22 protein-coding genes are annotated in these 24,750 nt (G+C 62.8%); 5 read left to right on the top strand and 17 right to left on the bottom strand.

Features of this window, described 5'->3' with window-relative positions:
- Window positions 1–12: 12 nt before the first annotated feature.
- The 11 genes from QCE79_RS25920 to QCE79_RS25870 form a co-directional block, all read right to left on the bottom strand.
- Window positions 13–504 (bottom strand): GNAT family N-acetyltransferase, encoded by a 492-nt coding sequence (locus tag QCE79_RS25920; RefSeq protein ID WP_250493572.1) that lies wholly within the window; start codon window positions 502–504, stop codon window positions 13–15.
- A 129-nt stretch (window positions 505–633) separates the two neighbouring features.
- Complete coding sequence (gene crcB, locus QCE79_RS25915) at window positions 634–1,011, bottom strand: fluoride efflux transporter CrcB (RefSeq protein WP_244829370.1); 378 nt, start codon at window positions 1,009–1,011, stop codon at window positions 634–636.
- Between the two features lie 46 nt (window positions 1,012–1,057).
- Window positions 1,058–1,276, bottom strand: a complete 219-nt coding sequence (locus QCE79_RS25910; RefSeq protein ID WP_250510200.1) for a hypothetical protein — start codon at window positions 1,274–1,276, stop codon at window positions 1,058–1,060.
- An 86-nt stretch (window positions 1,277–1,362) separates the two neighbouring features.
- Window positions 1,363–2,187, bottom strand: coding sequence for a M55 family metallopeptidase (locus QCE79_RS25905; RefSeq protein WP_309848700.1), 825 nt, complete (start codon window positions 2,185–2,187; stop codon window positions 1,363–1,365).
- Window positions 2,184–3,194 (bottom strand): P1 family peptidase, encoded by a 1,011-nt coding sequence (locus QCE79_RS25900; protein ID WP_309848697.1) that lies wholly within the window; start codon window positions 3,192–3,194, stop codon window positions 2,184–2,186. The genes QCE79_RS25905 and QCE79_RS25900 overlap by 4 nt, the downstream gene beginning before the upstream one ends.
- Window positions 3,191–4,090, bottom strand: coding sequence for a glutathione ABC transporter permease GsiD (gene gsiD, locus QCE79_RS25895; protein WP_250493576.1), 900 nt, complete (start codon window positions 4,088–4,090; stop codon window positions 3,191–3,193). Before gsiD ends, QCE79_RS25900 begins: the two co-directional genes overlap by 4 nt.
- Window positions 4,091–4,097: 7 nt before the next feature.
- Window positions 4,098–5,018 carry a glutathione ABC transporter permease GsiC gene (gene gsiC, locus QCE79_RS25890; RefSeq protein ID WP_244829365.1) on the bottom strand — a complete coding sequence of 307 codons (921 nt, stop codon included), beginning with the start codon at window positions 5,016–5,018 and terminating at the stop codon, window positions 4,098–4,100.
- A gap of 12 nt (window positions 5,019–5,030) precedes the next feature.
- On the bottom strand, window positions 5,031–6,560 hold the full coding sequence (gene gsiB, locus QCE79_RS25885; protein WP_370652206.1) for a glutathione ABC transporter substrate-binding protein GsiB: 1,530 nt from the start codon (window positions 6,558–6,560) through the stop codon (window positions 5,031–5,033).
- A 62-nt stretch (window positions 6,561–6,622) separates the two neighbouring features.
- The gene (locus tag QCE79_RS25880) at window positions 6,623–8,515 is read right to left on the bottom strand and encodes a dipeptide ABC transporter ATP-binding protein (protein WP_309848691.1); all 1,893 of its coding nucleotides are present in this window, start codon (window positions 8,513–8,515) and stop codon (window positions 6,623–6,625) included.
- Window positions 8,512–9,480 (bottom strand): isoaspartyl peptidase/L-asparaginase, encoded by a 969-nt coding sequence (locus QCE79_RS25875; RefSeq protein ID WP_309848688.1) that lies wholly within the window; start codon window positions 9,478–9,480, stop codon window positions 8,512–8,514. The genes QCE79_RS25880 and QCE79_RS25875 overlap by 4 nt, the downstream gene beginning before the upstream one ends.
- The gene (locus tag QCE79_RS25870; protein ID WP_309848685.1) at window positions 9,477–10,448 is read right to left on the bottom strand and encodes a MurR/RpiR family transcriptional regulator; all 972 of its coding nucleotides are present in this window, start codon (window positions 10,446–10,448) and stop codon (window positions 9,477–9,479) included. The genes QCE79_RS25875 and QCE79_RS25870 overlap by 4 nt, the downstream gene beginning before the upstream one ends.
- A gap of 192 nt (window positions 10,449–10,640) precedes the next feature.
- Between QCE79_RS25870 and QCE79_RS25865 the strand changes: the two genes are divergently transcribed.
- Both QCE79_RS25865 and QCE79_RS25860 read left to right on the top strand, forming a co-directional pair.
- Window positions 10,641–11,906, top strand: a complete 1,266-nt coding sequence (locus QCE79_RS25865; RefSeq protein ID WP_244829360.1) for a mechanosensitive ion channel family protein — start codon at window positions 10,641–10,643, stop codon at window positions 11,904–11,906.
- 194 nt (window positions 11,907–12,100) lie between these two features.
- The gene (locus tag QCE79_RS25860) at window positions 12,101–13,093 is read left to right on the top strand and encodes a LysR substrate-binding domain-containing protein (protein ID WP_309848678.1); all 993 of its coding nucleotides are present in this window, start codon (window positions 12,101–12,103) and stop codon (window positions 13,091–13,093) included.
- Here QCE79_RS25860 and QCE79_RS25855 read toward each other — a convergent pair.
- Window positions 13,090–13,386, bottom strand: coding sequence for a YciI-like protein (locus QCE79_RS25855; RefSeq protein ID WP_250467363.1), 297 nt, complete (start codon window positions 13,384–13,386; stop codon window positions 13,090–13,092). The genes QCE79_RS25860 and QCE79_RS25855 overlap by 4 nt on opposite strands.
- A 532-nt stretch (window positions 13,387–13,918) precedes the next feature.
- On the opposite strand from QCE79_RS25855, the gene QCE79_RS25850 reads away from it, so the two are divergent.
- Entirely contained in the window at window positions 13,919–15,793 is a 1,875-nt protein-coding gene (locus tag QCE79_RS25850; RefSeq protein ID WP_309848675.1) for an OmpA family protein, read from the top strand.
- 89 nt (window positions 15,794–15,882) lie between these two features.
- On the opposite strand, the gene QCE79_RS25845 is transcribed toward QCE79_RS25850, so the two are convergent.
- Window positions 15,883–16,371 (bottom strand): hypothetical protein, encoded by a 489-nt coding sequence (locus tag QCE79_RS25845; protein ID WP_244829355.1) that lies wholly within the window; start codon window positions 16,369–16,371, stop codon window positions 15,883–15,885.
- Window positions 16,372–16,587: 216 nt separating this feature from the next.
- Here QCE79_RS25845 and QCE79_RS25840 point away from each other — a divergent pair, with 216 nt between their 5' ends.
- Entirely contained in the window at window positions 16,588–16,842 is a 255-nt protein-coding gene (locus QCE79_RS25840; protein ID WP_244829354.1) for a GlsB/YeaQ/YmgE family stress response membrane protein, read from the top strand.
- 53 nt (window positions 16,843–16,895) lie between these two features.
- On the opposite strand, the gene hutI is transcribed toward QCE79_RS25840, so the two are convergent.
- From hutI to QCE79_RS25825, 3 genes are all read right to left on the bottom strand, one after another.
- Window positions 16,896–18,131 carry an imidazolonepropionase gene (gene hutI / locus QCE79_RS25835; RefSeq protein WP_309848670.1) on the bottom strand — a complete coding sequence of 412 codons (1,236 nt, stop codon included), beginning with the start codon at window positions 18,129–18,131 and terminating at the stop codon, window positions 16,896–16,898.
- On the bottom strand, window positions 18,128–19,816 hold the full coding sequence (gene hutU, locus QCE79_RS25830; protein WP_309848666.1) for a urocanate hydratase: 1,689 nt from the start codon (window positions 19,814–19,816) through the stop codon (window positions 18,128–18,130). Before hutU ends, hutI begins: the two co-directional genes overlap by 4 nt.
- A gap of 167 nt (window positions 19,817–19,983) precedes the next feature.
- On the bottom strand, window positions 19,984–21,198 hold the full coding sequence (locus tag QCE79_RS25825; protein WP_309848664.1) for an ROK family transcriptional regulator: 1,215 nt from the start codon (window positions 21,196–21,198) through the stop codon (window positions 19,984–19,986).
- Between the two features lie 234 nt (window positions 21,199–21,432).
- Here QCE79_RS25825 and QCE79_RS25820 point away from each other — a divergent pair, with 234 nt between their 5' ends.
- On the top strand, window positions 21,433–21,642 hold the full coding sequence (locus tag QCE79_RS25820) for a hypothetical protein (RefSeq protein WP_244829350.1): 210 nt from the start codon (window positions 21,433–21,435) through the stop codon (window positions 21,640–21,642).
- Between the two features lie 19 nt (window positions 21,643–21,661).
- Here QCE79_RS25820 and QCE79_RS25815 read toward each other — a convergent pair whose 3' ends face one another.
- Complete coding sequence (locus QCE79_RS25815; protein ID WP_370652191.1) at window positions 21,662–24,631, bottom strand: EAL domain-containing protein; 2,970 nt, start codon at window positions 24,629–24,631, stop codon at window positions 21,662–21,664.
- Window positions 24,632–24,750: the final 119 nt, after the last annotated feature.

Genomic DNA, 24,750 nt, shown 5'->3' with positions numbered 1-24,750 from the left:
TTGTCTATACAGCTACAGCACTTTCTCCATCACGAGTTGCGCGAAGCGCTGCCCCCGCACCTCTACAGCCCGCGCAAGCAGCATGGTGAAGCCGCAATACTCGAAGAACGGCTGCGAGCCCAAGCTCGCATACGTGTGCAGCACGCGCATGCCGTTTTTCTCGGCATGCTCCTCGATGGACGCGAGCAGCGCGGTGGCCACGCCTTTGCGCTGATGCCTCGGCTCGACGAACATCATGTCGATGAGCCCGTTTTCGTGGACATCGGCGAAACCGGCGAGCTCGTCGTCCGTGAATGCCACCCAGGTTGGCCGGCTGAGGCGGGCGGCATGCCACTCCTCGCGGTCGGTTTGCGCCCAGGCATCGATTTGTGCCGGGCTGTAGTACTCGGACGCGCTTTCACGGACGGCGCGCACGAACAGATCGATCACGCCGTCGAGGTCACTCGCCTGGTACGGTCTGATGTCAACTCTCGGGAACTGGGACTCGAACTCGAACTCGACCATCTCATCACCTTCGTATTGCAGTCAAAAGAAACAAGCCGCGTGCGCGAAGCAGCGGCGAAAGAGCGTGAAGACACGCGGGAAAAAAGTAGGAGTTCATGCGGAACGCGGCGCTGCGGCAACGTGCGTGGATCAGCTGACCCAGGCCACCGTCGCAATACCGAGCGCGGTCATTGCGAGCGACGCGCCGACGTGCAGCGCGATCTCCGCGAGCGCCCAGCCGGGCCGCCCTTGCTGAAGATGCGCGACCACTTCGGCCGAGAACGTGGAGAAGGTGGACAAGCCGCCCATTAGACCGGTCGTTACGAAGAGACGCCATTCGACGGAGATGTCCGGCAAGCGCGCAAAGGTCGCGACCGCCACGCCGATGATGTATCCGGCAATCACATTCGATGCAAAGGTGCCGAGCGGCAGGTTTGGAAAGATTCCATTGAGGCGCAAACCGAGCGCCCAACGAAGCAGCGATCCCAGCCCGCCGCCTATTCCCACCGCGATGATCGACAAATACATAAATAAAATCGATTTGATTGAAAGGTTGTCCGCACTCGGGATGCGCTCAGGCGTCAGTGGCAAGCCGCTCGATCAGCGCCGCGCGGCTCGTCTCGACGATCCACTGCTCGGCGTGCCGCAGCCGCGCCGCCCATGTGCCATTGCGCCGCTCTTCCCAGCAACCGGCTTCGTGGCCGTCGATGAAAAGCGAGCCGCGCATGACGAGTTGCGGAGCGGCGGGATCGAGCGTCACATCGTCGTTGTGTTCGAGCTTCACGTCGTGCATGAAAGCGCCTGCAAAAAATCGTTGAAGAAAGTACCGTGCCGATGACCGATCAGCTAAGACCTCCATTCTAACGATAGTTCCTCCGTTCACCGTAACATGAAGGACATTGCCGAAAGGCAATTGAGTGTGCGTACGACCTGTTCGATGCCGGGCGCATCGAAGGCGAGCGTGACGGCATCGAGCCGTTCGAGCGTCGGCCACTGACAGAAGAGATCGGCATAAGCGGAGCTTTGCGTGCGCAGTTCGCAACGGCGTGAGTCCGGTGCATGGTGTGCGCGTGAACTTGAATGACGCGAGGCCTCGACAGTCTCCTTCGCCGCGCGCCTGATCGATGCGCACGCGGCTTCTGGCGTATCCGTAACGCCGCTCGAATAGCCGTGCGCCGTCTTCACGCAAACGAAGTTCGCGTCCGGGAACACGGGCAAGGTCTCCGCGCCGAACACGTCGTCGCCCGTGATGAGCGCGACGCGTGCGCCGCGCGCCTCGGCAAGCTGCCCATAGAGCGCGGCCTCGCCAACCTCTTCTCCGTCGAGCATCACGCGCGCAAATGCAGCGCTGTTGATGGTATGCGCGAGAATCCCGCGACTCTGCGCCCGCGCGTGATAGCCGACCATGAACACCAGTTCCGGCGATGCTTCCAGTCCCGCCATCATGCCGAGCGTGCGCGGCTTGCCGAGCACGAGACGCGCGCGCGGATCGAACGCGTTCGGCAATAGATTACGAAAGCCGCCGTGAGAATCGTTGACCCAGACTTCGGTCGCGCCGCCATCGAAGGCACCGAGCACGGCGGCGTTCGCTTCGTTCGTCATGAAGCGGCGCGCCTGTTCGTATTCGCCGTTGCCCGCGCGCGTTTGCTCCGGATGAAACACGCCCGCGACGCCTTCGATATCCACCGACATCAACACTGTCATTGGCTTTTCCACACTTCGTTGAGCGACGCGCGACGATGCCCGTCGCGGCCCGTGACGCTTTCGGCGCTGAAGAGCGCGTCGAGAATGGCCTGTTCGGTGGCGTCCGCGACGCATTGAAACAGCGAGTCGAGACGCGCGTCCGGCAGCAAGCGCGGCAAGTCGATGAACTCGGCGTCGTGAGGCACGGTGTACGCCGTCGAAAACGCCAGCGCAATGTCGCCGCTACCATGACCGAAGACCGAACCGGTGCGCGCGAGCCCGGCTGCGGCGCGCATGGCGAGACGGCGAAGCTGCCGCGCATCGAGCGGTGCATCGGTGGCGATCAGCATGATGATCGAACCTTGCTCGCGTTGTGGCGCCTGCGCTTGCAGCGTGCGTCCAATGGCATCGCCGGCAATTGTGAGTTGCGGCAAGCGTCCGAAGTTGGCGAGCACGAGCGCGCCCGTGGTGTAGCGTTCATCGCCGATATCGACGACACGCGAGGCCGTGCCAATCCCGCCCTTCAAGTCGAAGCACGACATGCCGCGTCCCGCGCCCACGGCGCCGCGCGCGAAGTCCGGCGAACACGAAGCGAGCGCATGCCGGTATTGCGCTTCTTCGACGGCGAACGCCTGCATGTCGTTCAGAAAGCCGTCGTTGCATTCGAGCACTAGCGGATTGACGCTCGGCCAGTCGCGGCCAATGCGCGGATTGCCTTCGAGCGCCGCGCGTATCTGCGCGTTCGCCACCGTGCCCGCCGCGAAGGTGTTGGTGAGCGCGACAGGCGTTTCGATCACGCCGAGTTCATCGATCTGCACGAGCCCGACGCTCTTGCCGAAGCCGTTGATGACGCATGCCGCCGCTGGCGTCTTGTTGCGATACGCATCGCCGTCATGCGCGCGCACCACCGTCACGCCGGTTTGAATCGCGCCATCGGCGAGGGTGTAATGGCCAACGCTCACGCCCGTCACGTCCGCGATACTGTTGCGCGCGCCCGCATCGAGCACGCCGATATGCGGCGGCTTCACGGCCGGTCGAGCTTGGGATCGAGCGCGTCGCGCAGACCGTCGCCGAGCAAATTGAACGCAAGCACCGTCAGAAAGATGGCGAGGCTCGGGAAGATGGCGACATGCGGTGCCATCGCCATGTCGGCGCGGGCTTCGTTGAGCATCGCACCCCACTCGGGCGTCGGCGGCTGCGCGCCGAGGCCGAGAAACGAGAGACTCGCCGCCGTGATGATCGACGTGCCGATACGCATGGTGAAATATACGACGACCGAGGAAATGGTCCCCGGCAGAATGTGCCGCATGATGATGGTCCAGTCCGACGCGCCTATGCTGCGCGCCGCCTCGATATACGTCAGGTGCTTGAGCGCGAGCGTGTTGCCGCGCACGAGCCGCGCGAACGCGGGAATGCTGAAGATAGCCACCGCGCAGATCACGTTGATCATGCCGTTACCGAGAATGGCCACCACGCCGATGGCGAGCAGAATGCCGGGGAACGCGAACAGCACGTCCGAAATACGCATGACGATGCGGTCCCACCAGCCTTCGTAGTAGCCCGCGAGCAGCCCGAAGAACGTGCCGATCACCGCGCCGATCACGACCGACAGCAAGCCCGCCGAGAGCGAAATGCGGCTGCCGACGAGAATGCGGCTCAAAATGTCGCGGCCGAGCGAGTCGACACCGAACCAGTGCGCTGCCGAAGGCCCCGCGTTGAGCGCGTCGTAATCGAAATAATTTTCCGCGTCGTAAGGCGCGATATACGGCGCGATCACCGCGATCAGGATCAGAAGCACGACGAACACGGCCGCCGCGAGCGCCACGGGCTGACGCTTGAGCTTGCGCCAGAACTCCGTCCACGGCGTGCGGATCTCCTGTTGCGGCGCGACCGCGACCTTCGCCTCTGTGGCTGTCACACTCATGCGGTCCTCACTTGAAACGAATGGTCGGGTTGATGACCGCGTAGAGGACATCGACCACCAGATTGATGACGATGAATTCCAGCGAAAACAGCAGCACTTCGGCCTGGATCACGGGATAGTCGCGCATCTCGACGGCATCGACGAGCAGGCGCCCGAGCCCCGGCCAGTTGAACACTTTCTCGACCACGATCGAGCCGCCCAGCAGGAAGCCGAACTGCAGGCCCATCATGGTGACGACGGGGATCATCGCGTTACGCAGGCAGTGTTTGACGATAACCATCGGCTCGTGCACGCCCTTCGCGCGCGCGGTGCGCACGAAGTCCTCGCCGAGCACTTCGACGAACGACGCGCGCGTGAAGCGCGCCATCACGGCGGCCACGGCCGCGCCGAGCGTGAGCGACGGCAGCACGTAGCTCTGCCACGAACCATCGCCGACGATAGGCAGCCAGCCGAGCTTCACCGAAAAGATTTCCATCAGCAACATGCCGAGCGCGAAGGCGGGAAACGAGATGCCCGATACCGCGATGGTCATGCCGAGCCGGTCCGGCCACTGGTTGCGCCAGACCGCCGAGACGATGCCTATCGCCATGCCGAACGCCACGGCCCACGCCATGCTCGCGAGCGTGAGCCAGAGCGTCGGCATGAAGCGCTCGCCGATCTCCGTGCTCACCGGCCGCTTGCTGCGCGTGGACATGCCGAAGTCGAAATGCACGATCTTGCCGAAGAAGCTCGCGAATTGCTGCGGCAAGGGCTTGTCGAGACCGAGATCGGCCCGCACGAGCGCAACCGTCGCCTGATCCGCTTCGGGCCCGGCGGCCAAACGCGCGGGATCGCCCGGCAACATGTGCACGAACAGAAACACCAGCACCGCGACGATGAAGAGCGTCGGCAAGAGCCCGAAGAGGCGTTTGGCGAGGAAGGTAAGCATCGTCGAGGCGCTTTACTTGATCGCGATGTCGTCGAAATTGAACGAGCCGTCGGGCATGACGTAAGCGCCCGTCAGACGCTTGCTGCGCGCATACACCACTTTCTCCGTGACGAGGAAAATCCACGGGGCGTCGTCCCAGATGCGCTTTTGCGCGTCGGCGTAAAGCTGCGTCTTCTCCTTGCGGTCGGTCGTGGTGAGCGCCTTTTGCAGATCGGAATCGACGGTATCGTTCTTGTAATAGGCCGTGTTGAAGAGCTTCGGCGGAAACGACGAACTCGCGAGCAAGGGCGAGATGGCCCAGTCCGCTTCGCCCGTCGACGACGACCAGCCGACGTAGTACATGCGCACCGGCGCGGTGGCCGGCTCCGGCGCGCTTTCCACGCGCTGCACGCGCTGGCCGGCTTCGAGCGCTTCGATCGTGGTCTTCACGCCCACTTGCGCCAGCTGCTGCTGCACGAACTGGATGATCTTCTGCGCCGTCGTGTGGTTATAGCCCGACCACAACACGGTCTCGAAACCGTTCGGATAACCCGCTTCCTTCAGCAGCTCGCGCGCCTTGGCCGGATCGTATTTCCACGGCCCGAGCTTGGTCGAGAAGTCCACGCCCGGCGGCGCCACGCCTTCGGACGGCACCGCGTAACCGGCAAACGCGACCTTCACGAGCGCGTCCTTGTTGATCGCATAGTTGAGCGCTTGACGCACCTTCGGATTATCGAAAGGCTTCTGCGACGTGTTCATGCTCACGTAGCGCTGAATGATGGAAGGCGCCGCGATCAGATCGACCTTCGGGCTCGCCTTGAGCGTCGCGGCCTGCTCGAACGGAATCGAAAAAGCGAAGTCCGCTTCGCCCGTTTGCATGAGCGCGGCGCGCGTGTTGTTATCGACCACCGGCTTCCAGTCGATCATGTCGATCTTCGGATAGCCCTTCTTCCAGTAGCCCGCGAACTTCTTCACCTTCAGGTCGTCGGTCTGCTTCCATTCGACGAACTCGAACGGTCCCGTGCCGACCGGATGAAACGCGATGTCCTTGCCGTATTGCTTCAACGCGGTGGGCGAAATCATCACGCCCGCCGGATGCGCGAGCACGTTGATGAACGCGGAAAACGGCATCTTGAGCGTGATCTTCACCGTGTACGGATCGATCACTTCGGTCTTCTCTATCTTGTTGAAAAGACCGTAGCGCTTGAGCTTGTTGTTCGGGTCCGTGACCCAGTCGAAGGTTGTCTTCACGGCTTCGGCGTTGAAGTCGGTGCCGTCCTGAAACTTCACGCCCTGCCGCAGCTTGACCGTGTAGACCTTCGCGTCCGGACTCGCTTCGTAGCTCGTCGCGAGCACGGGCTGAATCTTCATGTCCTTGTCGAAGCCGAAGAGCCCTTGATAGAACGACTTGGCGACCGCTTGCGAGAGCGTGTCGTTGGCATCGTAGGGGTTCATCGTCGTGAAGGTCGAGGCCACCGCCATCACGGCGGTGCTCTGGGCAAACGCGGGCGCGGCGGCAAGCGCGCTGAATACGCATGCGCTCGCGGCTAAAAGCGCGCGCATGGAGCTGGATTTCGTTGACGGCATCGTTAGACTCCTTTGACTTGACTGATCTTGACTAGCGCTTAATAAGCGCCGCCGACATGATGCTCGGCGACATAATGGTCCGGGCCGACCGCAACGAGTTTCGCCACCACCGGTTCGTCGCCGAGTTTGCGAATCGGGCTCGGTATTTCGTCGGCGGCGAGCATGCGTTTGGCGTGACGGCGCGCGGGATCGGCCACCGGCACCGCGCTCATCAGCTTTCTCGTGTACGGATGACGCGGCGCTTCGAACACCGCCGCGCGCGGCCCGATCTCGACGATCTGCCCGAGATACATCACCGCCACGCGATGACTCACGCGCTCGACCACCGCCATGTCGTGCGAGATGAAGAGATACGCGACGCCGAGTTCGCGCTGCAGATCGAGCATGAGATTGACGATCTGCGCGCGCACGGAGACATCGAGCGCGGAGACGGATTCATCGGCGATCACGACTTTCGGGTTCAATGCAAGCGCACGCGCAATGGCGATCCGTTGACGTTGCCCGCCCGAGAATTCATGCGGATAACGCTGCGCGGCTTCGGGCGGCAAGCCGACTTTTTCGAGCAGCCAATCCACGCGTTGTTGCGCTTCCCGTCCGCTTGCGACGTTGTGGACGAGGAGCGGTTCCATCACGGAAAAGCCCACGGTCAAACGTGGATTCAGCGAGGCGAACGGGTCCTGAAAGATGAACTGGATATTGCGGCGCAGCGCCTGAAGTTCGGGGCCTTTCAGCGCGCTGATGTCGCGTCCGTCGAATTCGATGGAACCGCTCTGGCTTTCGACGAGCCGCAAGAGCGAGCGCCCCGTGGTCGACTTGCCGCAGCCCGATTCGCCGACGAGCGCAAGCGTCTCGCCCGGACGCAGATCGAAACTCACGCGCTCGACCGCATGCACCGCCGCCGTCGTGCGTCCGAAGATGCCGGTCTTCACCGGAAAGCGCGTGACCAGATCGCGCACGCGCAAAATTGGCCGCGCGGTTTCGTCGATGGCGGGCTGCGTCTCTCTTTCGACCGCCGCGGATGGCCGCAGCGCGCTGGCATCGTCGGGGGCGAGTTCGGCAGGCTCCACTTCGAGAATCGGAAACTTGGCGGGGCGATCGGTGCCCTGCATCGCGCCGAGCGTCGGCACGGCGGCGAGCAGCGCCTTCGTGTACGGATGCCGCGGACGCGCGAACAGCGCGTCGGATTCGGCTTCCTCCACCTTCTCGCCGCGATACATCACCAGCACGCGATCCGCCACTTCCGCGACCACGCCCATGTCGTGCGTGATGAAGATCACGGCCATGTTCATCTCGTCCTGCAGGCCGCGCACGAGTTGCAGGATCTGCGCCTGAATGGTCACGTCGAGCGCGGTGGTCGGTTCGTCGGCAATGAGCAGCGCGGGCCGGCACGAAAGCGCCATGGCGATCATCACGCGCTGCCGCATACCGCCCGACAACTGATGCGGATAGCGCCCGAACACGCGGCGCGCCTCGGGAATGCGCACGAGATCGAGCAGACGCAGCACTTCGTTCTTCGCCTCCGCGCGGTTCTTGCCCTGATGCAGCGCGATGGCTTCCGCGATTTGATCGCCCACCGTGAACACCGGATTGAGCGAGGTCATCGGCTCCTGGAAGATCATCGCGATATCGGCGCCGCGCACGCCGCGCATCGTGGCGGACGAGGCTTGCGCCAGATCGAGCACTTGCCCGCTGCGTCGCCGGAACGCCATGCTGCCTGCCGTCACCGCGCCGCCGCCGTGTTCGACGAGACGCATGAGCGCAAGCGACGTCACCGACTTGCCCGATCCCGATTCGCCGACAATGGCGAGCGTCTCGCCACGATCGACGGCAAAAGACATGTTGCGCACCGCTTCGACCGTGCGCGAGCGCGAGCGAAAAGTGACGGAGAGATCGCGTACGTCGATGACGCGTGCGTCGGGTAACGTCGTCATGTGCGGTAGATCGCCGTGAAGGGTTGCTCGCCCACGCGCGCGAATCCGCGATACATCCCTTCGGTATTGAACGGCAGCGTGACATTGCCCTTTGCATCGACGGCGATGAGTCCGCCGCGTCCATCGATACGCGGCAGCTTGTTCATCACGACATCGCGCGCGGCGACTTCGAGCGGCAGCCCGCGATATTCCATCTGCGCCGCCACGTCGTAGGCAGCCAGCATGCGCATGAACATCTCGCCCGTGCCCGTGGTCGAGACCGCACAGGTCGCATCGTTCGCGTAGCAGCCCGCGCCGATCAACGGAGCATCGCCGACGCGGCCGATCTGCTTGTTGGTCATGCCGCCCGTCGATGTCGCGGCCGCGAGATGACCGTGCGCGTCGAGCGCCACCGCGCCGACCGTGCCGAACTTCTTCGCGGGATCGAGCGGATCGTCTTCGCCCGCGGCGAGCGTCGCGGCGTCGTGATCGAGCATCGTGCCGGATGCGCCACGCGCCTTCTGCCATTGCTCGTAGCGCGCATCGGTATGAAAGTACGACGGCTCGACGAATTCGAGGCCTTGCGCCGCCGCGAACGCTTCCGCGCCGGCCGCCGTAAACATCACGTGTTCGCTCACGTCGAGCACGCGGCGCGCGGCGAGCACCGGGTTCTTCAAGCGCGTCACGCACGAGACGGCGCCTGCTTCGAGCGTCGCGCCGTCCATGATGGATGCATCGAGTTCGTGCGTGCCCGCGGACGTGAAGACCGCGCCGTGACCTGCATTGAAAAGCGGACAATTTTCGAGCAGACGCACGGCTTCGGTGGCGGCGTCGAGTGCGCTGCCGCCATCGGCGAGCAGGCTTTCAACCGCGCGCAGAATCTCCGCGAGCGCCGCGTGATAGCGCGCTTCGGCGTCGCTCTTGAGCGCGGCGCGTACGATCGTGCCGGCGCCGCCGTGAATGGCAATGACCGGAATGGCGTTCATGATTCGCGCGGCTCCGTGTGGGGATGTCGAGTCTGCCGGCGGCGCGGTGTTTGCACGCCGGACGCACTCTTGAGGATAGAAGGTGCGACGAGCCACGGCAGCACGAATTCGGTCAATCCGGATGCCGCCTCGACCGAACGCTTCGCGCGATGCGCAACGGCGTCGCACAAGGCTTCGATGACGGCAAGCACGGCGGTGTCGCAATTCGCGGCGAGCCGCCGTTCCGCGCCGATGGTCAGCACGAGATCCGCGATACGCGCGAGCGGCGACGCGATGCTGTCGGTGAGCGCAACCACGCGCACGCCATGGTCGCGCGCTTGCCGCGCAAGCGTGATGGTGTCGTCGACATAGCGCGGGAAGGCGATGGCAACGAGCAAATCCTCGCGCGATGCCGTGAACAGACGCCGCGCCGCATGCGATGGCCCGCCCGTCAGCGCGAGCGACTGCACGTTCGCGCAATAAGGCGTGAGGCCATGCTCCATGAGACCGGCGAGGAACGCGCTCGCGCCGTAACCGAGCACGAAGACCTTGCGCGCCGCGAGAATGGCTTCGACGACGGCGACGGCCTTCGCGGCATCGACGGAAGTCTGGGCAAGACGCAGATTCGCCGAGGCCTGCGCGAGCGAGGCATCGAAGACATCCGCGCCGCTCGCGGGCGATTCCAGCGCGGAGCGCAATCGTTCGACCGGCGCGATGGTGGCTTCGAAGCCGCGCACCAGCGCCTCGCGAAACGCGGGATAGCCGGAAAAACCGAGCGCGCGCGCAAAGCGGTTCGCCGTGGCAACCGATGCCCCGACCGCTTCCGCCAGTTCGTCGATTCGCATGGTGGCCGAGCGAAACAGGTTGGCGAGCACGAACGCGCCCATGCGCTGATGGATCGGCGTCAGGCCCGGCATGGCCGCCGCGATGCGCGCGGAGATCAGATCGTCGGCATCCGTCGACGGATGGACCGCTGGTAAGCGTGACATGGGCGCTGGAACAACTCCCGCTGTAAGCAAATGCAATGAAAGTATATTTACCCAAAACAATCGCCGAAAAAAATTCATTTTCATCGAACGCGGGTTTTCGATAAGACGGTCATCGAGCAAACCGTGCGCGCGGAAATGGTGCGCGTTCATGCACAATACGGGGCGCCTTGCATTCGCCCTTTCGTGGAAGCCATGAATCTCGATTTTCTGCCCGACCAGTTGCAACAGCATTTGCCCACGCATCCGTGGGCGCAACTGGTCTTCGGCATCGTCATGCTGGCGCTCGTCGCGCTCTTCGTGCAGTGGGTGGTCGCGCGCATCGTGCTCGTGATCGCGCACCGGCTGCTCGTGCTGGCCGGACACACCGCGTGGGATCAGGCGTTCATCCGCCGGCGCGCCTATCACCGGTTGTGGTACGCGGTGCCGTTTGCGACCATTGCGCTCGGTATCGACGACGTGCCGCATATCGGCCGCTGGGCGACGGTCATCGAGCGTGTGGCGCACAGCGGCGCGTGGGTGTGCGTGTTCCTCGCGACGGGCAGCGCGTTATCGGCGTGGCAGGACGTTTATGCGTCGAGCAAGGAAGCGCAGACGCGCTCCATCAAGGGCTATGTCCAGATCGGCAAGCTCGCGCTCGCGCTGGTGTGCAGCGTGCTCGTGCTGTCCATTCTCATCGACCGTTCGCCGCTCTGGATGCTCTCGGGTCTCGGCGCGTTGTCCGCCGTGCTGCTGCTCGTGTTCAAGGACACGCTGCTGTCGCTCGTCGCGAGCACGCAGCTCACGTCGAACGACATGCTGCGCATAGGCGACTGGATCGAGATGCCGCAAGCATCCGCCGATGGCTTCGTGAAGGACATCGCGCTGCATACGGTCAAGGTGCAGAACTGGGACAACACGGTCACCACGGTGCCGACCTACAAGCTCTTTTCGGAGAGCTATCGCAATTATCGGCACATGTTCGAATCGGGCGGGCGGCGCATCAAGCGGACCATGCGTATCGACGCGCAATGCGTGCGCTTTTTAAGCGACGACGAAACCGACCGTCTCATGCGCTTTCGCCTGCTGCACGATTATCTGCAGCAAAAACAAACGGAAGTCGAACAGGCCAACCGCAATCTCGGCGAACTCGCCAACGAACCCGCGAACCGGCGCAGGCTCACGAACATCGGCACGTTTCGCGCCTACGCGCTGGCTTACTTGCAGCGGCACCCCGAGATCCGGCAGGACATGACGATCATGGTGCGCATGATGGAGCCCGAATCGCAGGGCATTCCGGTGGAGGTCTACTGCTTCACCGCGACGACCGCCTGGACGCAGTACGAGCGCATTCAGGGCGATGTCTTCGACCATCTGCTGTCCATTCTTCCGGAGATGGGATTGCGGCTCTACCAAGCGCCGTCGGGCGCGGATATGTCGGGACTCTCGGGCCGTCTGCGCGGCGAAATGCCGACGCTTTGATTACGCCTTCGCACGGCCGCGGGAAGAATCGGGCAAGAATCGTCCAGTTTTGTGTATTCACGCAAGGGTTTCGAATCCTTACGATGTGATCATCGCCGATGTGCCTTGTTTCCCGCCGCTTCGCCTGCCCGGTCAAGCGGCGGTGTGTAGTGGCGCGCATCGCCTTTCCATCGTCGGAATAAGGAAAACTCAACGTGATCGATCGCGTCCATGCCATGCGTGTCTTTACGCGTGTCGTCGATACGAACAGCTTCACGCGCGCTGCCGAATCGCTCGGCATGCCGCGTGCAAGCGTCTCGACGACTGTGCAACAACTCGAAGCATTGATCGGCGTGCAATTGCTCGCCCGCACCACGCGCCGCCTGAACCTCACGGTCGACGGCGCCGCTTATTACGAACGTTGCGCGCAGATTCTCGCGGATATCGACGAACTCGAATCCGGCTTCGGCGCGGGCGAGGAACGTCTGCGCGGACGGTTGCGCGTGGAGATGCCGGACACCGTCGCGACGTCCATCGTCGTGCCCGCGTTGCCGGAGTTTCATGCGCGTTATCCGCAGATCGAACTGTCGATCGGCATCGGCATGCGTAATGTCGATCTGGTCGGCGAAGGCGTCGATTGCAGCGTGCAGCTTGGCGAATTGCCTGACTCGGGGCTCATCGCGCGGCGGCTTGGCGTGCTCGAACAAGTGACTTGCGCGAGTCCCGCGTATCTGGAAAAGCACGGCATGCCCGCATCGGTCGATTCACTCGCGCAGCACGTCGCGGTGAACTGCGTGTCGAGCAAGAATGGCCGCCCCGCCGATTTCGATTTCGACGTGGACGGTGAAGCCGTCACCATGAAGATGCGCGGCTTCGTCCAGGTCGCCGATGAACACGCGTATCTCGCGTGCGGCATAGAAGGGCTCGGACTGATACAGCCGTTGCGGATCGCCGCGCAGCCGTATCTGCGCTCGGGGCAACTGGTGGAAGTGCTGCCGCGATGGAAGTCGCCGCCGCTGCGGGTCTCGGTGGCGTTCTTGAAGAGCCGGCAGGCGACGCCGCGCGTCTCGGTATTCGTCGACTGGCTCGCGGACCTCTTCGAGCGCACCCAGCAAATGGACGATACGCTCACGAGCCTTTATCGCGCCGCACGCCGCGACGCGCCCGCACGCCGCGACCGGCCTTCGGAAGAAACCGCCGACGTCTAACGAACGGGCGTGGCCGCGTCCTCGCCCACCACGGTGTTCCACTTGCGCACTTGCCAGCGTTCGACGAGACCGTTCACCACGTAAGGATCGTTACGTGCGAACGCCTCGGCGGCCGCGGGCGAGTCGCCCTGAAACAGCAATATGGCGCGATCGGCGGGCGCATCGAGCGCACCGGCCAGCACGATCTCGCCGCGCTCGGCTGCCTGCCAGGCGAGCTTCAGATGCGCATCGCGAAATTCCGCGCGCCGCTCGAGATAGTCGGCGCTGAGTTCGTAGATCATCAGGTAATGCATCGTCTGTCTCCTCGATGTGATTGCGAACGTGCGAAGTATCCTATTTTGCATGCTTTCGGAGTTATTTTAAGACTCCAATCAGAAGCGTCCGATCGCGTTCCCCGCAAGGATCAAACATCATCGACAGGTTAAGTCAAGGACCCGTCATGAAGCGCGATCAACCTCCCTGCAGTAGCTGCTCGAAGCACGAATGCCGTGCTTGCGTGTGGACCTCACCTCTCGATGCGTCGTATCGCGCGTTCGTCCATTCGAACCCAGTCTACGCCATCCTCGCATCGAACGTGCATCAGCACGAACCCATGCCATCCGAAGCATCATGGCTCGGAATCGCCGCCAAACGCGTGGCCCGCTTTTTCTCGGATTCTTCCCTTCGGGCACGCTGATTCGAGCTCATGCCCGCTCAACCGTGACACGAACGTAACGGTTTCTGTAAATAAGTTATCTCGAAAATATTTTAGGATAGCTGCGCATATAAAATGCGTCGCGTCAATGCGCCTTCATCTGGCGCTACAGCATATAGGATAGACCGTCGATGAGCATCAATCTGGTCCAGGCAGTCAGGTCCGCGATTACGGACCAAATCGCGGAACAGCTATCGCAGAAATTCGGTATCCCTGCGCAAATCGTTCAGCAGCTGGCCGCACGCGCAGTGCCTGGTCTCGTTGCATCTCTCATGGAACGTTCGGCTTTTGCTGATGGCGCGAACGCGCTGTACACGGTCGTCATGTCGCCGGACGCGAACGCTTTTATCGCGGATCAGTTGAGCAACGTGATAACCACGACGAGCGGCCTCAAACACCTCGAAGCAAGCGGACATTTGATGGCCGCGCGCGCGACGGGACAACGCATCGACGCTCTGACAGATGCGGCTTCCATTGAGACCGGCGTGCCGGCACAAGCGACATCGGCCCTCTCGGGCATGCTGTCCGCCGTGTTGTTCGGTGTGCTGAAGCATTACTTCCTGCTCTCGCAGGTTTCGGTACATGCGTTGCCCGCGCTGTTGCGCGATCAGGTAGCCGAAATCCGCGCAACGCTTTCGAACGGAATCGCGGCCGCCATTGGTCTTGGCAACACGGAAGGTTTTGCCAGCAATATCGCGGGCCGTCTGGATGCCGTCGGTGCGACGCTGGAACCGGCACTTGAGCCCGCTATTGCAACCATTCCAGCAACGGCGGCCATTGCGACGGCAACGCCACCGGCGCCGCGAGCCATTGCGCCTATCGCACCCGCACCCGCGCCCGCACCCACGCCCACGCCTGCGCCTGCTTCCACTCCCGCCCCCGCTTTCGCGGCCGCAACGACCCAAATGCGAGCACCCGTGCGCAAGCCCGCGCCGAAAAAGTCGCACAAATGGATTTGGCTCCTGTTTGCCATGCTCGCCGCGATTCTCGCGGCGGTGTACTACCGTGGCTTTACGAACGGCGACAAGTTCGACCTGAGAGCGTCGACCGCTGCATCACCCGTCACGCAGGTCACACCGGCTGCATCTTCGGTCGATACACAAGTCAATGGTTCAGACGCGCTGCGCACGGACACGGCATCCGCAACGACGATAGCTTCCTCGGTCGATGCCGCAAGCGGCATCGCGGCGGCTTCCGTACCCGATGCAGCACCGGCGAAGTCGAAAGACGCCAGCTTGCTGTTCCACGTGAGTTCTGCCGGCGTTCCTTCGATCGAGGCAACCGTTGCCACGGACGCCGAGAAGCAACGTCTGATCGATGCACTCGAACAGCACTTTGGCAAGAACTACAGCGCCAACGTTTCCGTCGATGCACAAGCGCGTCCCGCCACGTGGCTTTCGCACGTGACGGATCTCTTGCCGCTAATGGCCGTGCCGGGCGCGGAAGCGAAAATCGCGGGTTCGAAGGTTGAACTGAGCGGCACGGCCGCCGAAGCGAAGTTCGGCTGGATGGATCGCTTGAAAACCACCTTCGGCGACATGTTTCAGGTCAGCTCGTTCAACGTGGACAGCGCGGTCGCCAATGCCACGCAATCGTTCCGCAGCGCCATGAAGACACTGCTCGCCGCGGAAGATTCCTGTTCCGGCGACAAGCTCTCGAAGGTGCTCGATCTGCAGGTGGTCAACTTCGGACGCTCCAGCGCAACCGTGCCGCAAGACGCGTATGCCACGCTGGATCAGACTGCCGCGTTGCTGAAAGACTGCGCGGCCAAGGGTTCGATGGTCAAACTCGAAGTCGCGGGATACTCGGACGCAACAGGTGTTCCGTCAGCCAAACTGGAAATGTCGAGGGAACGCGCTCAAGCCGTGCGCGGCTATTTGATGAAAGCCGGCGTGCCTTCGAATTCCCTCACGTCGAACGGCTACGGCGACGCAAACCCTATCGCCGATAACGCCACCGCAAGCGGTCGTTTCGCCAACCGTCGTATCGAGTTCGTCGTGAAATAAGCTGCGGGTCGGTGACTCGCTGCTCGTTGTCTGCAAGCCGTCGCAAATGCGACGGCTTTTTTATTGCGCTGACGCTTTTCGAGCGCCGCTCAATGCGGCGCCGCGTAGTCGTTCTCGGCCCAGCGTTCGGCGCTTGTCTTGCTCAGCTTGAACGCAGGCGACACGCGCACGTGCGCGAGCTGCGTGCCAAATGCATCGAAGGCCTTCAGGTTGGCGTAGGGGTCGTCATCGTCGGGGACGATTTCAAGCGTGACGGTAACGTCTTCGCCACGTACGTCGATGGAAACGTTCTTGTGCAGCATGGCATGCCGCTGCTGCTCGTGACGGCGCAATACCTCCGACGCCGTCTTGACCAGCGTGCGAAAAGCGTTCGCGTCCAGCGGCTTCGGGTTCTTCTTGTCGCGGCCCATGGTCCACGGGCCGACGAGCGCGGGCTCGGCCTCGCCCGCCTGGATCATCGCGACGGCCCAGCCATCGTCGTCTTCGTTCTTCATGACGCGAGCGGTCCAGCCGTCGTCGCGCCAGAGGCGGTCTTCGTGAATCGGGTCGTCGGTTGCGGGGAAATCGGAATCGGTCATGGCGGCGCCGTGCAGGCAAAGTGATGCAGAACACGGATTTTACCGCGTGAGATGACGTGGCATCCCACGTGCTAAGGAGACTGGCCGAATGGCCAATCCCGGCCAAGTCGCGCGGCGTGTCATATCCAAACGCATTGTCGCGTGCTACTTTGGACGTGCCGGAATGCGTCCGGAGCAATCTCAGCCAACGAGCAGCAATTCAGAAGGAGCTACCGCATGTTTGCATTCATCGGGACTTTGATCGTCGGACTGGTTATCGGGCTCATTGCGCGCGCCGTCAAACCAGGCGATGACAGCATGGGCTGGATCATGACCATCGTGCTGGGGGTCGTCGGTTCGCTGGTGGCGGGCTATGTGGGACGCGCGCTCGGCTGGTATCAGCCCGGGCAGCCCGCCGGATGGATCGCCTCCGTGATCGGCGCAATCATCTTGCTCGTCGTGTGGGGCATGATCCGCAAGCGCAGCGTGTGATTCTTATCGGTTGTCGAAAAACGCCTCGTGCTTTTGGACGAGGCGTTTTTTTATTACCTTAACGCCGTAAGGCCGTATTGCCAGACAGAAGTCGTCACTACTTCGCCGTTTCGCACCACGCAATTGGGCAATGAACCGCCCAACCAATAAGCCAGCTCGGCCGGCCGACCGATTTTCCACGCGACGAAGTCCGCCGCCTTTCCCGCTTCCAGCGATCCATGCGAGCCGTGCAGGCCAAGTGCGCGCGCCGCATGAAGGGTCACGCCAGCGAGCGCTTCTTCCGGCGTCAGACGAAAGAGCGTGCAGCCGAGGTTGAGCATCATCCGCAACGAAAGCGCGGGCGATGTGCCGGGATTCAGATCGCTGGCGAGTGCAACTGGAACGCCGTGGCGCCGCAAGGCATCGACGGGCGGTAGCTGCGTTTCGCGCAGCATGTAGAACGCGCCAGGCAGCAACACGGCGACGGTGCCAGCGCTTGCCATCGCCGCGGCATCATCGTCCGTCATGTATTCGAGATGATCGGCGGAAAGCGCCTGATAGCGCGCCGCGAGGGTCGAACCATGCAGCGACGACAACTGTTCGGCGTGCAGCTTCACCGGCACGCCGTGTTTTTGCGCGGCGAGAAACACTCGCTCGACTTGTTGCGGCGAAAACGCGAGATGCTCGCAAAAGGCATCGACGGCATCGACCAGGCCTTCATCGATGAGCTCCGGCAACATTTCATCGCAGACGAATGCGATGTAATCGTCCGCGCGATTCGCATACTCGGGCGGCAATGCGTGAGCTGCGAGACAGGTCGCGCGCACGGTCAAGGGCAGCGTTTCGCCAAGGCGCCGCGCGACTCTCAGCATCTTGCGTTCGTTCGCGAGATCGAGCCCATAGCCGGATTTGACTTCAAGCACGGTCACGCCATCGCGCAGCAGGCCGACGGCGCGCGCGCGGGCGCTTTCGAACAGCGCGTCCTCGCTGGCTTCACGCGTCGCGCGTACCGTGCTTGCGATACCGCCGCCGCGCGCCGCGATCTCCGCGTAACTCGCGCCTTCCAGACGGGCCTCGAATTCGCCGCTGCGGTCGCCGCCGAAGACGAGATGCGTATGGCAATCGATTAGACCCGGCGTAACCCACGCGCCTTCGAGATCGATACGCTCGCAATCGCGCTCCGGCGCGGCGACGCGCGGCCCGATCCATTCGATACGCCCGCCATGCGTCAGGATCGCGGCATCTTCGATGATCGAATACTTGCCGCCCGTCATGGTTGCGACGTGGCAATGCTGCCAGAGCTTGTTCATCGCTTGCCGTTCGCTCCGTCGATCATCGGCAAGTCGAGGCCTTGCTCGCGCGCGCAGTCGACGGCGATGTCGTAGCCCGCATCGGCATGACGCATGACGCCGGTGGCCGGATCGTTATGCAGCACGCGGGCGATACGCGCGTCGGCTTCGACGCTGCCATCGCAGACGATCACGACGCCCGCGTGCTGCGAAAAGCCCATGCCGACGCCGCCGCCGTGATGGATCGATACCCACGTTGCGCCGCTCGCCGTGTTGAGCAGCGCGTTGAGAAGCGGCCAGTCGGACACGGCGTCCGAGCCGTCCCGCATCGACTCGGTCTCGCGGTTGGGGCTCGCGACCGAACCGGAATCGAGATGATCGCGGCCGATCACCACCGGCGCGGACAGCTCGCCGTTGCGCACCATCTCGTTGAACGCGAGGCCGAGCTTCGCGCGTTGCCCGAGGCCGACCCAGCAGATGCGCGCCGGCAAGCCCTGGAAGCTGATGCGTTCGCGCGCCATGTCGAGCCAGCGATGCAGATGCGCGTCGTCCGCGATCAGCTCCTTCACCTTCGCGTCGGTCTTGTAGATGTCCTGCGGATCGCCGGAAAGCGCGGCCCAACGGAACGGTCCGACGCCCCGGCAAAACAGCGGCCGGATATAAGCGGGCACGAAGCCGGGGAAATCGAACGCATTCGTGACGCCTTCGTCCTTGGCCATCTGGCGGATGTTGTTGCCGTAATCGAACACCGGCACGCCTTGTTCGCGGAAGGCGAGCATTGCCCGCACGTGTTCGGCCATCGATTGCTTCGCCGCCTTCACCGTGCCCTGCGGATCGCTTTGCGCGCGATCGCGATACTGCGTCCACGTCCAGCCGTTCGGCAGATAGCCGTTGAGCGGATCGTGCGCGCTCGTCTGATCGGTTACGAGGTCCGGGCGCACGCCACGGCGCACGAGTTCGGGCAGAACATCGGCGGCGTTCCCGCAGAGTGCGACTGACACCGCGCGTCCTTCGGACGTGTATTGCTGCATGCGGGCAAGGGCATCGTCGAGATCGGTGGCTTGTTCATCGACATAACGTGTCTTCAGACGGAAATCGATCCGGCTCTGCTGGCATTCGATATTGAGCGAACACGCGCCCGCGAGCGTCGCGGCGAGCGGCTGCGCGCCACCCATGCCGCCAAGTCCGGCGGTCAGCACCCAACGTCCCTTGAGATCGCCGCCGTAATGCTGCCGACCGGCTTCGACGAAGGTTTCATACGTGCCCTGCACGATTCCCTGGCTGCCAATGTAGATCCAGCTTCCCGCCGTCATCTGCCCGTACATGGCGAGACCCTTGGCGTCCAGTTCGTTGAAATGCTCCCAGTTCGCCCAGTGCGGCACGAGATTCGAATTGGCGATGAGCACGCGCGGCGCGTTCTCATGCGTCTTGAAGACGCCAACCGGCTTGCCCGATTGAATCAGCAGGGTTTCATCCGCTTCGAGCCGCTTGAGCGTTTCGACGATCTTGTCGAAGCTCGGCCAGTCACGCGCCGCGCGGCCAATTCCGCCATAGACCACCAGTTCGCGCGGATTCTCGGCGACTTCCGGGTCGAGATTGTTCATCAGCATGCGCAGCGGTGCCTCGGTCAGCCAGCTTTTGGCATTGAGTCGTGCGCCGCGCGGGGCGCGAATTTCAGTGTCGCGATAACGAGAAGATGAGGTCACGAGGCAGGCTCCTGCGCGTCGGAAGATTGAGCGAACGGACGCGGATTTCTCGCAGGCCCGAATTCGAGTTCATATTCTTGTATATACAACTTTCATTGTATTAGGGATTTCCCCACGCCAATTTCTCGTGTTTGGCAGCGCCTTGTATAGACAATACAACCCGCACGTCAAGTCCCCAGCGGCTTCAAGAACAATTCATGCTTCGGCGCGAAGTGTGCGTAAAGCGGCAGAATGGCGCCGCCCATCGCGCGTGCATCGGCGCCGATCTGTCCTTCCACCAGACGTGGACGCGTCATGCCTTGCCAGTCGAAATGGCCGAGCGCTTCATCCGTACGCCGGATGATCTCGCGCAGCAAGCCGCGATCGATTTCGCCGTCGATCACGACCGCCTCGAGATCCAGCAAAGCCGACGACGACGCGATGCTCAACGCAATCGCCGGGCACGCGTCGTCGAGCCACGCCTCGGACAGCGGCCGCAGCGAAGCCGACCATGCGCGTTCGTCGTGAGCGGCGGCGGCGGGCGCGCCGGCCGCCGCGAACGCCTTTTCGAGCACATAGACCGACGCGGTGTTGAGCAACTGCGCCGCACCGTCGCGCTTTTGCAGCGGCAGCGAGCCGATTGCTCCCGCGTTGCCGCCCGGCCCCGCGTGCAAGCGGCCGTCGATGACCAGCCCGCCGCCGATGAACGTCCCGATGAACACGTACAGGAAGTTGCGCAACCCGCGCCCCTGCCCCATCACGAGTTCGGCGGCGCAGGCGGCCGTGGTGTCCTTTGCAAACTCGACGGGCAAGGCCGTGAGCGCCTGAATGCGCCCGCGGATATCGATCTCGTTCCATGCGGCGAGCACGTCGGGCGGCGTATCGAAGAAATCGCGCCAGCCGCCGAGCCACAACGGCGCTGCCACGCCGATGCCCGCGATCTTGCGCGCGTCGTCGCCGAGCGCGTCGATGGCGCGCGTGAGCCGTGCGGCAAGTTCCGTGAAAAGCGTGGCGGGATCGGGATAGGGATAGTCGAGCGTGTCGCGCGTGCGAATGGCGCCGGTGAAGTCCATCGACAGCACGTCGAGGCTGCGTCGCCCCACTTTCACGCCGATGGAAAACGCGCCGTCCGCTCGCAGCGCAATCGGCACCGATGGCTGCCCGAGGCGCCCCGGCACACGCGTTCGCGCTTCCTTCACGAGCAGACCGTCGTCGATAAGGTGATCGACGATCATCGACGCCGTTTGCATGGAAAGGCGCGTGAGGCGCGCGATGTCCGCCTTCGGCAGCGCGCCATGCAGACGAATGGCCTGCAGCACGATGCGCTCGTTGAATTGGCGCATGCCGAGCTGATTCGAGCCGACCGAATGAATAGACGCTTGGCGCGAGGATCGATCAGGCATGCGCGCCCTCTTCGCAGCGCAAACACGCGCCAGGCGAAGCGCGCTCCAGGTCGTTCATAAGCGGCTCCCGCTTCAAGTCCGGCGCGTTGATCGATTTGAGGCATTCGCGCCGATTCTAGCAAGCTCCTGTAAGGAAACGGCCGCGTGGAAAGTTTCGCGCTGCAATATGTTTCGCGATTTTTATCGGGTTATGGTGACGCCGACGTTCCCTATTCACCGGCCAGGCCACGCAACATGAGCACACTCGAAGCCCTTCACGCGATTGTCAACGACGACAACGCCCCGCAGATCATTCGCGATCACATCGTCGATTCCCTGCAGTTCGCGCTGCGCAATCATCCCGGCTATTTCACGCAAAAGGAGATTCAATGGCTCGCGCAATGGGACGACACGCGCATTCCCATCGCGGCGAACAAGATTTTGAGTGAATCGAAACCCGCCTGAACGGGTTCGAAGATAGAAATTAATGGGTGCCCGCGGCGCGGGCGCGCCATTCATAGTCGAATGCGAGTGCCTGCGCCGGCGCGGACAGGCACTCGACAAAACTCACCACTTCCGGATCTTTTACGAAACTCGCAGCGGAAGTCGCCGAAAGAATGGCGACGCTGTCTTGCGGTTTCGCGACTAAAAAACCCTGCACATAATCGACGCCGATTTCCTGCAATGCGCGCAGGGTATCGATGTCTTCGACCCATTCCGCCACGCTGCGCATGCCGAGATTGCGCGCAAGCGCGACGATGGCTTCGACAATGGCGATATCCGCCGGATGCGCACACATGGAGCGCACGAATTCGCCGTCGATTTTCAGCGCATCGGCGGAAAGTGCCTTCAAATATTTGAACGAGGAATAACCCGCGCCAAAGTCGTCGAGCGCGATTTTGCCGCCCATGTCATGGACGCGCGCAATAAAGCGCTGCGTGTTCTCCAAATCGTGGAGCGCCACGCTTTCGGTGATTTCGAGGCAAAGGTAATGGACCACTGATTGATGCCGCGCGAACAACGCGAAGATATCCTCCATGAATTGCTCGTCGTTGAGCGAACCGCCCGAAAGGTTCACGCAAATGAATTGCGTGTTCTTCAATTCATGGCGATGCGCCTCGATCCATTCGAGCAACGTGGTAATGACCCAGCGGTCGATTGCAGCAATATTGCCGGACTCTTCCGCCGCGACGATCACCTTGCCCGCAGGCAGCGTCGTGCCGTCCGGCGCGCGCATGCGCAGAAGTACTTCGAAATTAAGCGATTCCGTCGGCGCCGATAACGACATGATCGGCTGCATCACGAGAAAAAGGCCCGGCGGCAGACGATTGCGGCCGAGCGTCTCGACGAGTTTCAATTCTTCCGCGCGCTCCTCGAACGCCGCCGCGCCCTTGCGGTACGTGACGAGGTGAGTATGCGCGACCTTCTTCGCTTCGCGGCACGCGCGATCCGCATGCGACAGCGCGTCCTGCACGCGCACGCCCTGCGAGCATTCGACGAGACCGATCGAAGCCTTCACCTGAAACGCGCGATTGCCGACCTGATAGGGCGCGTCCGAAAGAATGGAAATGAGTTCGCGGCATTGCGCGATGGCGTCTTCAATCGACGTGTCGTGCATGACGCAGACGAACTCGTCGCCACCGATTCGCCCCACTGCGTAATTGCGCGCGAAGTGCGCCCGCGTGCGTGCCGCGACCTGTCGCAAGACTTCGTCGCCACTGCGGTGGCCGAAGAGGTCGTTCACGAGCTTGAAGCGGTCGAGGTCGACATAGGCAAGCGCCCACGGCAACATTTCATCGCTTTGGGCGGAAATAGCTTTCTCGATACCGCGCCGGTTCAGCGAGCCCGTCAGCGGATCATGCTCCGCGAGAAAGCGCAGACGCTCGACAGCGCGCGAACGTTCGGTCGTGTCCTGCAGCGAGCCTTCGATCCAACCATTCGAGCGGATAGCCTTCAATAGATAGCGCCGCTCGCCCGTGCCGCGCGCGGCGGAACCGCCCATTTCGAGCTCACCGTCACTGCCTTTCGATGCCAGCGCCTGCAGCGCGCCCCACGCGCCGGGCTCGAAGTAATCGTTCCAGTGGCGGACTTTGTATTCCGCTTTCTGCAGGTCGAGCATCGAGCGCAGCGCCGGATTGGCGCGCACGAAGCGGCCGTCGGTATCGAGCGTGAAGAGACCGATTGGCGTGACTTCGTAAGTGTTGCGTAATTCCATCTGCGCCTGACGGCGGAAGTCGCGCTCGGCGCGCATCTGCTCGGCGATGGCAAACGCCGCCATCATGCTCGACGACAGCGCGGCCATTACCGTGTTCACGCCGCCGACCAGCACCTTGAGGCCGAACGCCGCGCCAAGTACTTCGGAGAACGTGGAAAACAGCACGATGGCGAGCGACGCCACATACCACATGACCGTGCGCGAACGGGCCATCCACACGAGCCGCACGAGGAAGAACAGCAGCACGCAGATACCGAAGCCGGCAATGACCCACAGCGTCGGAATGAACAGCGAATACGGCAACGCCACGGCTGCCCCAAGGAGCACGATGCCGACGTACTGAATGACGCGCAAAAGCCACCGGTAACCGACCACGCGCAATTCGCGGCGGAACAGCTGCTGGAATAGCGCGGCGGTCAGCAAGTAGTACGCGGCGAACGTGATTTGCCTGAGCGGCGTCATGAAGTCGGCTGGCAGTACGCGGCCGAGCCACTGCATGTCCCAGCCCATGGCGTTGGCGCACAAACGCAGATTGCCGACGAGCCACACCGCGAAAATCACGTACGTCCATTCGTGATTGATCAACGCGGTGACGAAAACGAATACCGCGAGCGTGAGCAAACCGCCCGCGATCAGCCCGGAGCTTTCCTGGAAGTCGAGCGCCGAGCTTCGGAGACCTTGCCATTCCCACGCAAACGCGTTGATCTGCGCCGGGCCCGAATAAACGCCGCGGCAAATGACGGACAACGGTGCCTTGATGCGCCCCACCTGCACGAAAAAACCGGCCTTGACCGGATGCATCTCGCCGCTCACGCTTTCGCGATCGGCGGTGCCGAGCGGCTGGAGGTTACTGGCGTTCCAGCATGAAAGCGACTGCGCGTGGCGCGAAGGCAGTTCAATTGCAGTCGACGACTCCGTGCTCATGACGGGCGCCGTGATGGAAAACCAGACGGGTTTTTCGGAGAGATGCGTGTTGTAGCGCGTGGTGGCCGGTGCGGCGCGCAGGGCTTCGCGCGCGGCTTCTGGACCGAGCGAGTCGCCATGATCGGCGAGAACGTGGAGCTCGAGCGGGACCGCGCCCCGCGTTTCGTACTGGCGGGGTAAAAAGAAGAGCGTCGCTAGCGTACCGAGTGCGATCAGAAACGGGACCGCGTAGACGGCGACCGCGTACAACGCGCCGTCGATCCACGAGCCCGAGCGTCTGAATCTCGATAAGGAAGCTGGAATAACCGACGCCATACCTGAATAAGCCCCCCGTTTGCGCCGATCTTGCCGGCGAGAGGCGCGGCGGAGCCGAGCTTGCCCCCGCCACCGCACTCTTTGGCCAACCGGACCACTTCGGGCCCGGCTTTTTTGCT

The organism is Caballeronia sp. LZ003 (assembly GCF_031451465.1).
In the GTDB taxonomy this organism is placed as follows: domain Bacteria; phylum Pseudomonadota; class Gammaproteobacteria; order Burkholderiales; family Burkholderiaceae; genus Caballeronia.
Note: the sequence above shows the minus strand (reverse complement) of the source record. Positions and strands in the feature narration are given on the sequence as shown.

What these genes read in the sequence shown, in the direction of transcription:
- QCE79_RS25920 (WP_250493572.1), bottom strand. Translation starts at nt 504, where the DNA reads ATGGTCGAGTTCGAGTTCGAGTCCCAGTTCCCGAGAGTTGACATCAGA.
- crcB (WP_244829370.1), bottom strand. Translation starts at nt 1,011, where the DNA reads ATGTATTTGTCGATCATCGCGGTGGGAATAGGCGGCGGGCTGGGATCG.
- QCE79_RS25910 (WP_250510200.1), bottom strand. Translation starts at nt 1,276, where the DNA reads ATGCACGACGTGAAGCTCGAACACAACGACGATGTGACGCTCGATCCC.
- QCE79_RS25905 (WP_309848700.1), bottom strand. Translation starts at nt 2,187, where the DNA reads ATGACAGTGTTGATGTCGGTGGATATCGAAGGCGTCGCGGGCGTGTTT.
- gsiD (WP_250493576.1), bottom strand. Translation starts at nt 4,090, where the DNA reads ATGAGTGTGACAGCCACAGAGGCGAAGGTCGCGGTCGCGCCGCAACAG.
- gsiC (WP_244829365.1), bottom strand. Translation starts at nt 5,018, where the DNA reads ATGCTTACCTTCCTCGCCAAACGCCTCTTCGGGCTCTTGCCGACGCTC.
- gsiB (WP_370652206.1), bottom strand. Translation starts at nt 6,560, where the DNA reads ATGCGCGCGCTTTTAGCCGCGAGCGCATGCGTATTCAGCGCGCTTGCC.
- QCE79_RS25880 (WP_309848691.1), bottom strand. Translation starts at nt 8,515, where the DNA reads ATGACGACGTTACCCGACGCACGCGTCATCGACGTACGCGATCTCTCC.
- QCE79_RS25875 (WP_309848688.1), bottom strand. Translation starts at nt 9,480, where the DNA reads ATGAACGCCATTCCGGTCATTGCCATTCACGGCGGCGCCGGCACGATC.
- QCE79_RS25870 (WP_309848685.1), bottom strand. Translation starts at nt 10,448, where the DNA reads ATGTCACGCTTACCAGCGGTCCATCCGTCGACGGATGCCGACGATCTG.
- QCE79_RS25865 (WP_244829360.1), top strand. Translation starts at nt 10,641, where the DNA reads ATGAATCTCGATTTTCTGCCCGACCAGTTGCAACAGCATTTGCCCACG.
- QCE79_RS25855 (WP_250467363.1), bottom strand. Translation starts at nt 13,386, where the DNA reads ATGCATTACCTGATGATCTACGAACTCAGCGCCGACTATCTCGAGCGG.
- QCE79_RS25850 (WP_309848675.1), top strand. Translation starts at nt 13,919, where the DNA reads ATGAGCATCAATCTGGTCCAGGCAGTCAGGTCCGCGATTACGGACCAA.
- QCE79_RS25845 (WP_244829355.1), bottom strand. Translation starts at nt 16,371, where the DNA reads ATGACCGATTCCGATTTCCCCGCAACCGACGACCCGATTCACGAAGAC.
- QCE79_RS25840 (WP_244829354.1), top strand. Translation starts at nt 16,588, where the DNA reads ATGTTTGCATTCATCGGGACTTTGATCGTCGGACTGGTTATCGGGCTC.
- hutI (WP_309848670.1), bottom strand. Translation starts at nt 18,131, where the DNA reads ATGAACAAGCTCTGGCAGCATTGCCACGTCGCAACCATGACGGGCGGC.
- QCE79_RS25825 (WP_309848664.1), bottom strand. Translation starts at nt 21,198, where the DNA reads ATGCCTGATCGATCCTCGCGCCAAGCGTCTATTCATTCGGTCGGCTCG.
- QCE79_RS25820 (WP_244829350.1), top strand. Translation starts at nt 21,433, where the DNA reads ATGAGCACACTCGAAGCCCTTCACGCGATTGTCAACGACGACAACGCC.
- QCE79_RS25815 (WP_370652191.1), bottom strand. Translation starts at nt 24,631, where the DNA reads ATGGCGTCGGTTATTCCAGCTTCCTTATCGAGATTCAGACGCTCGGGC.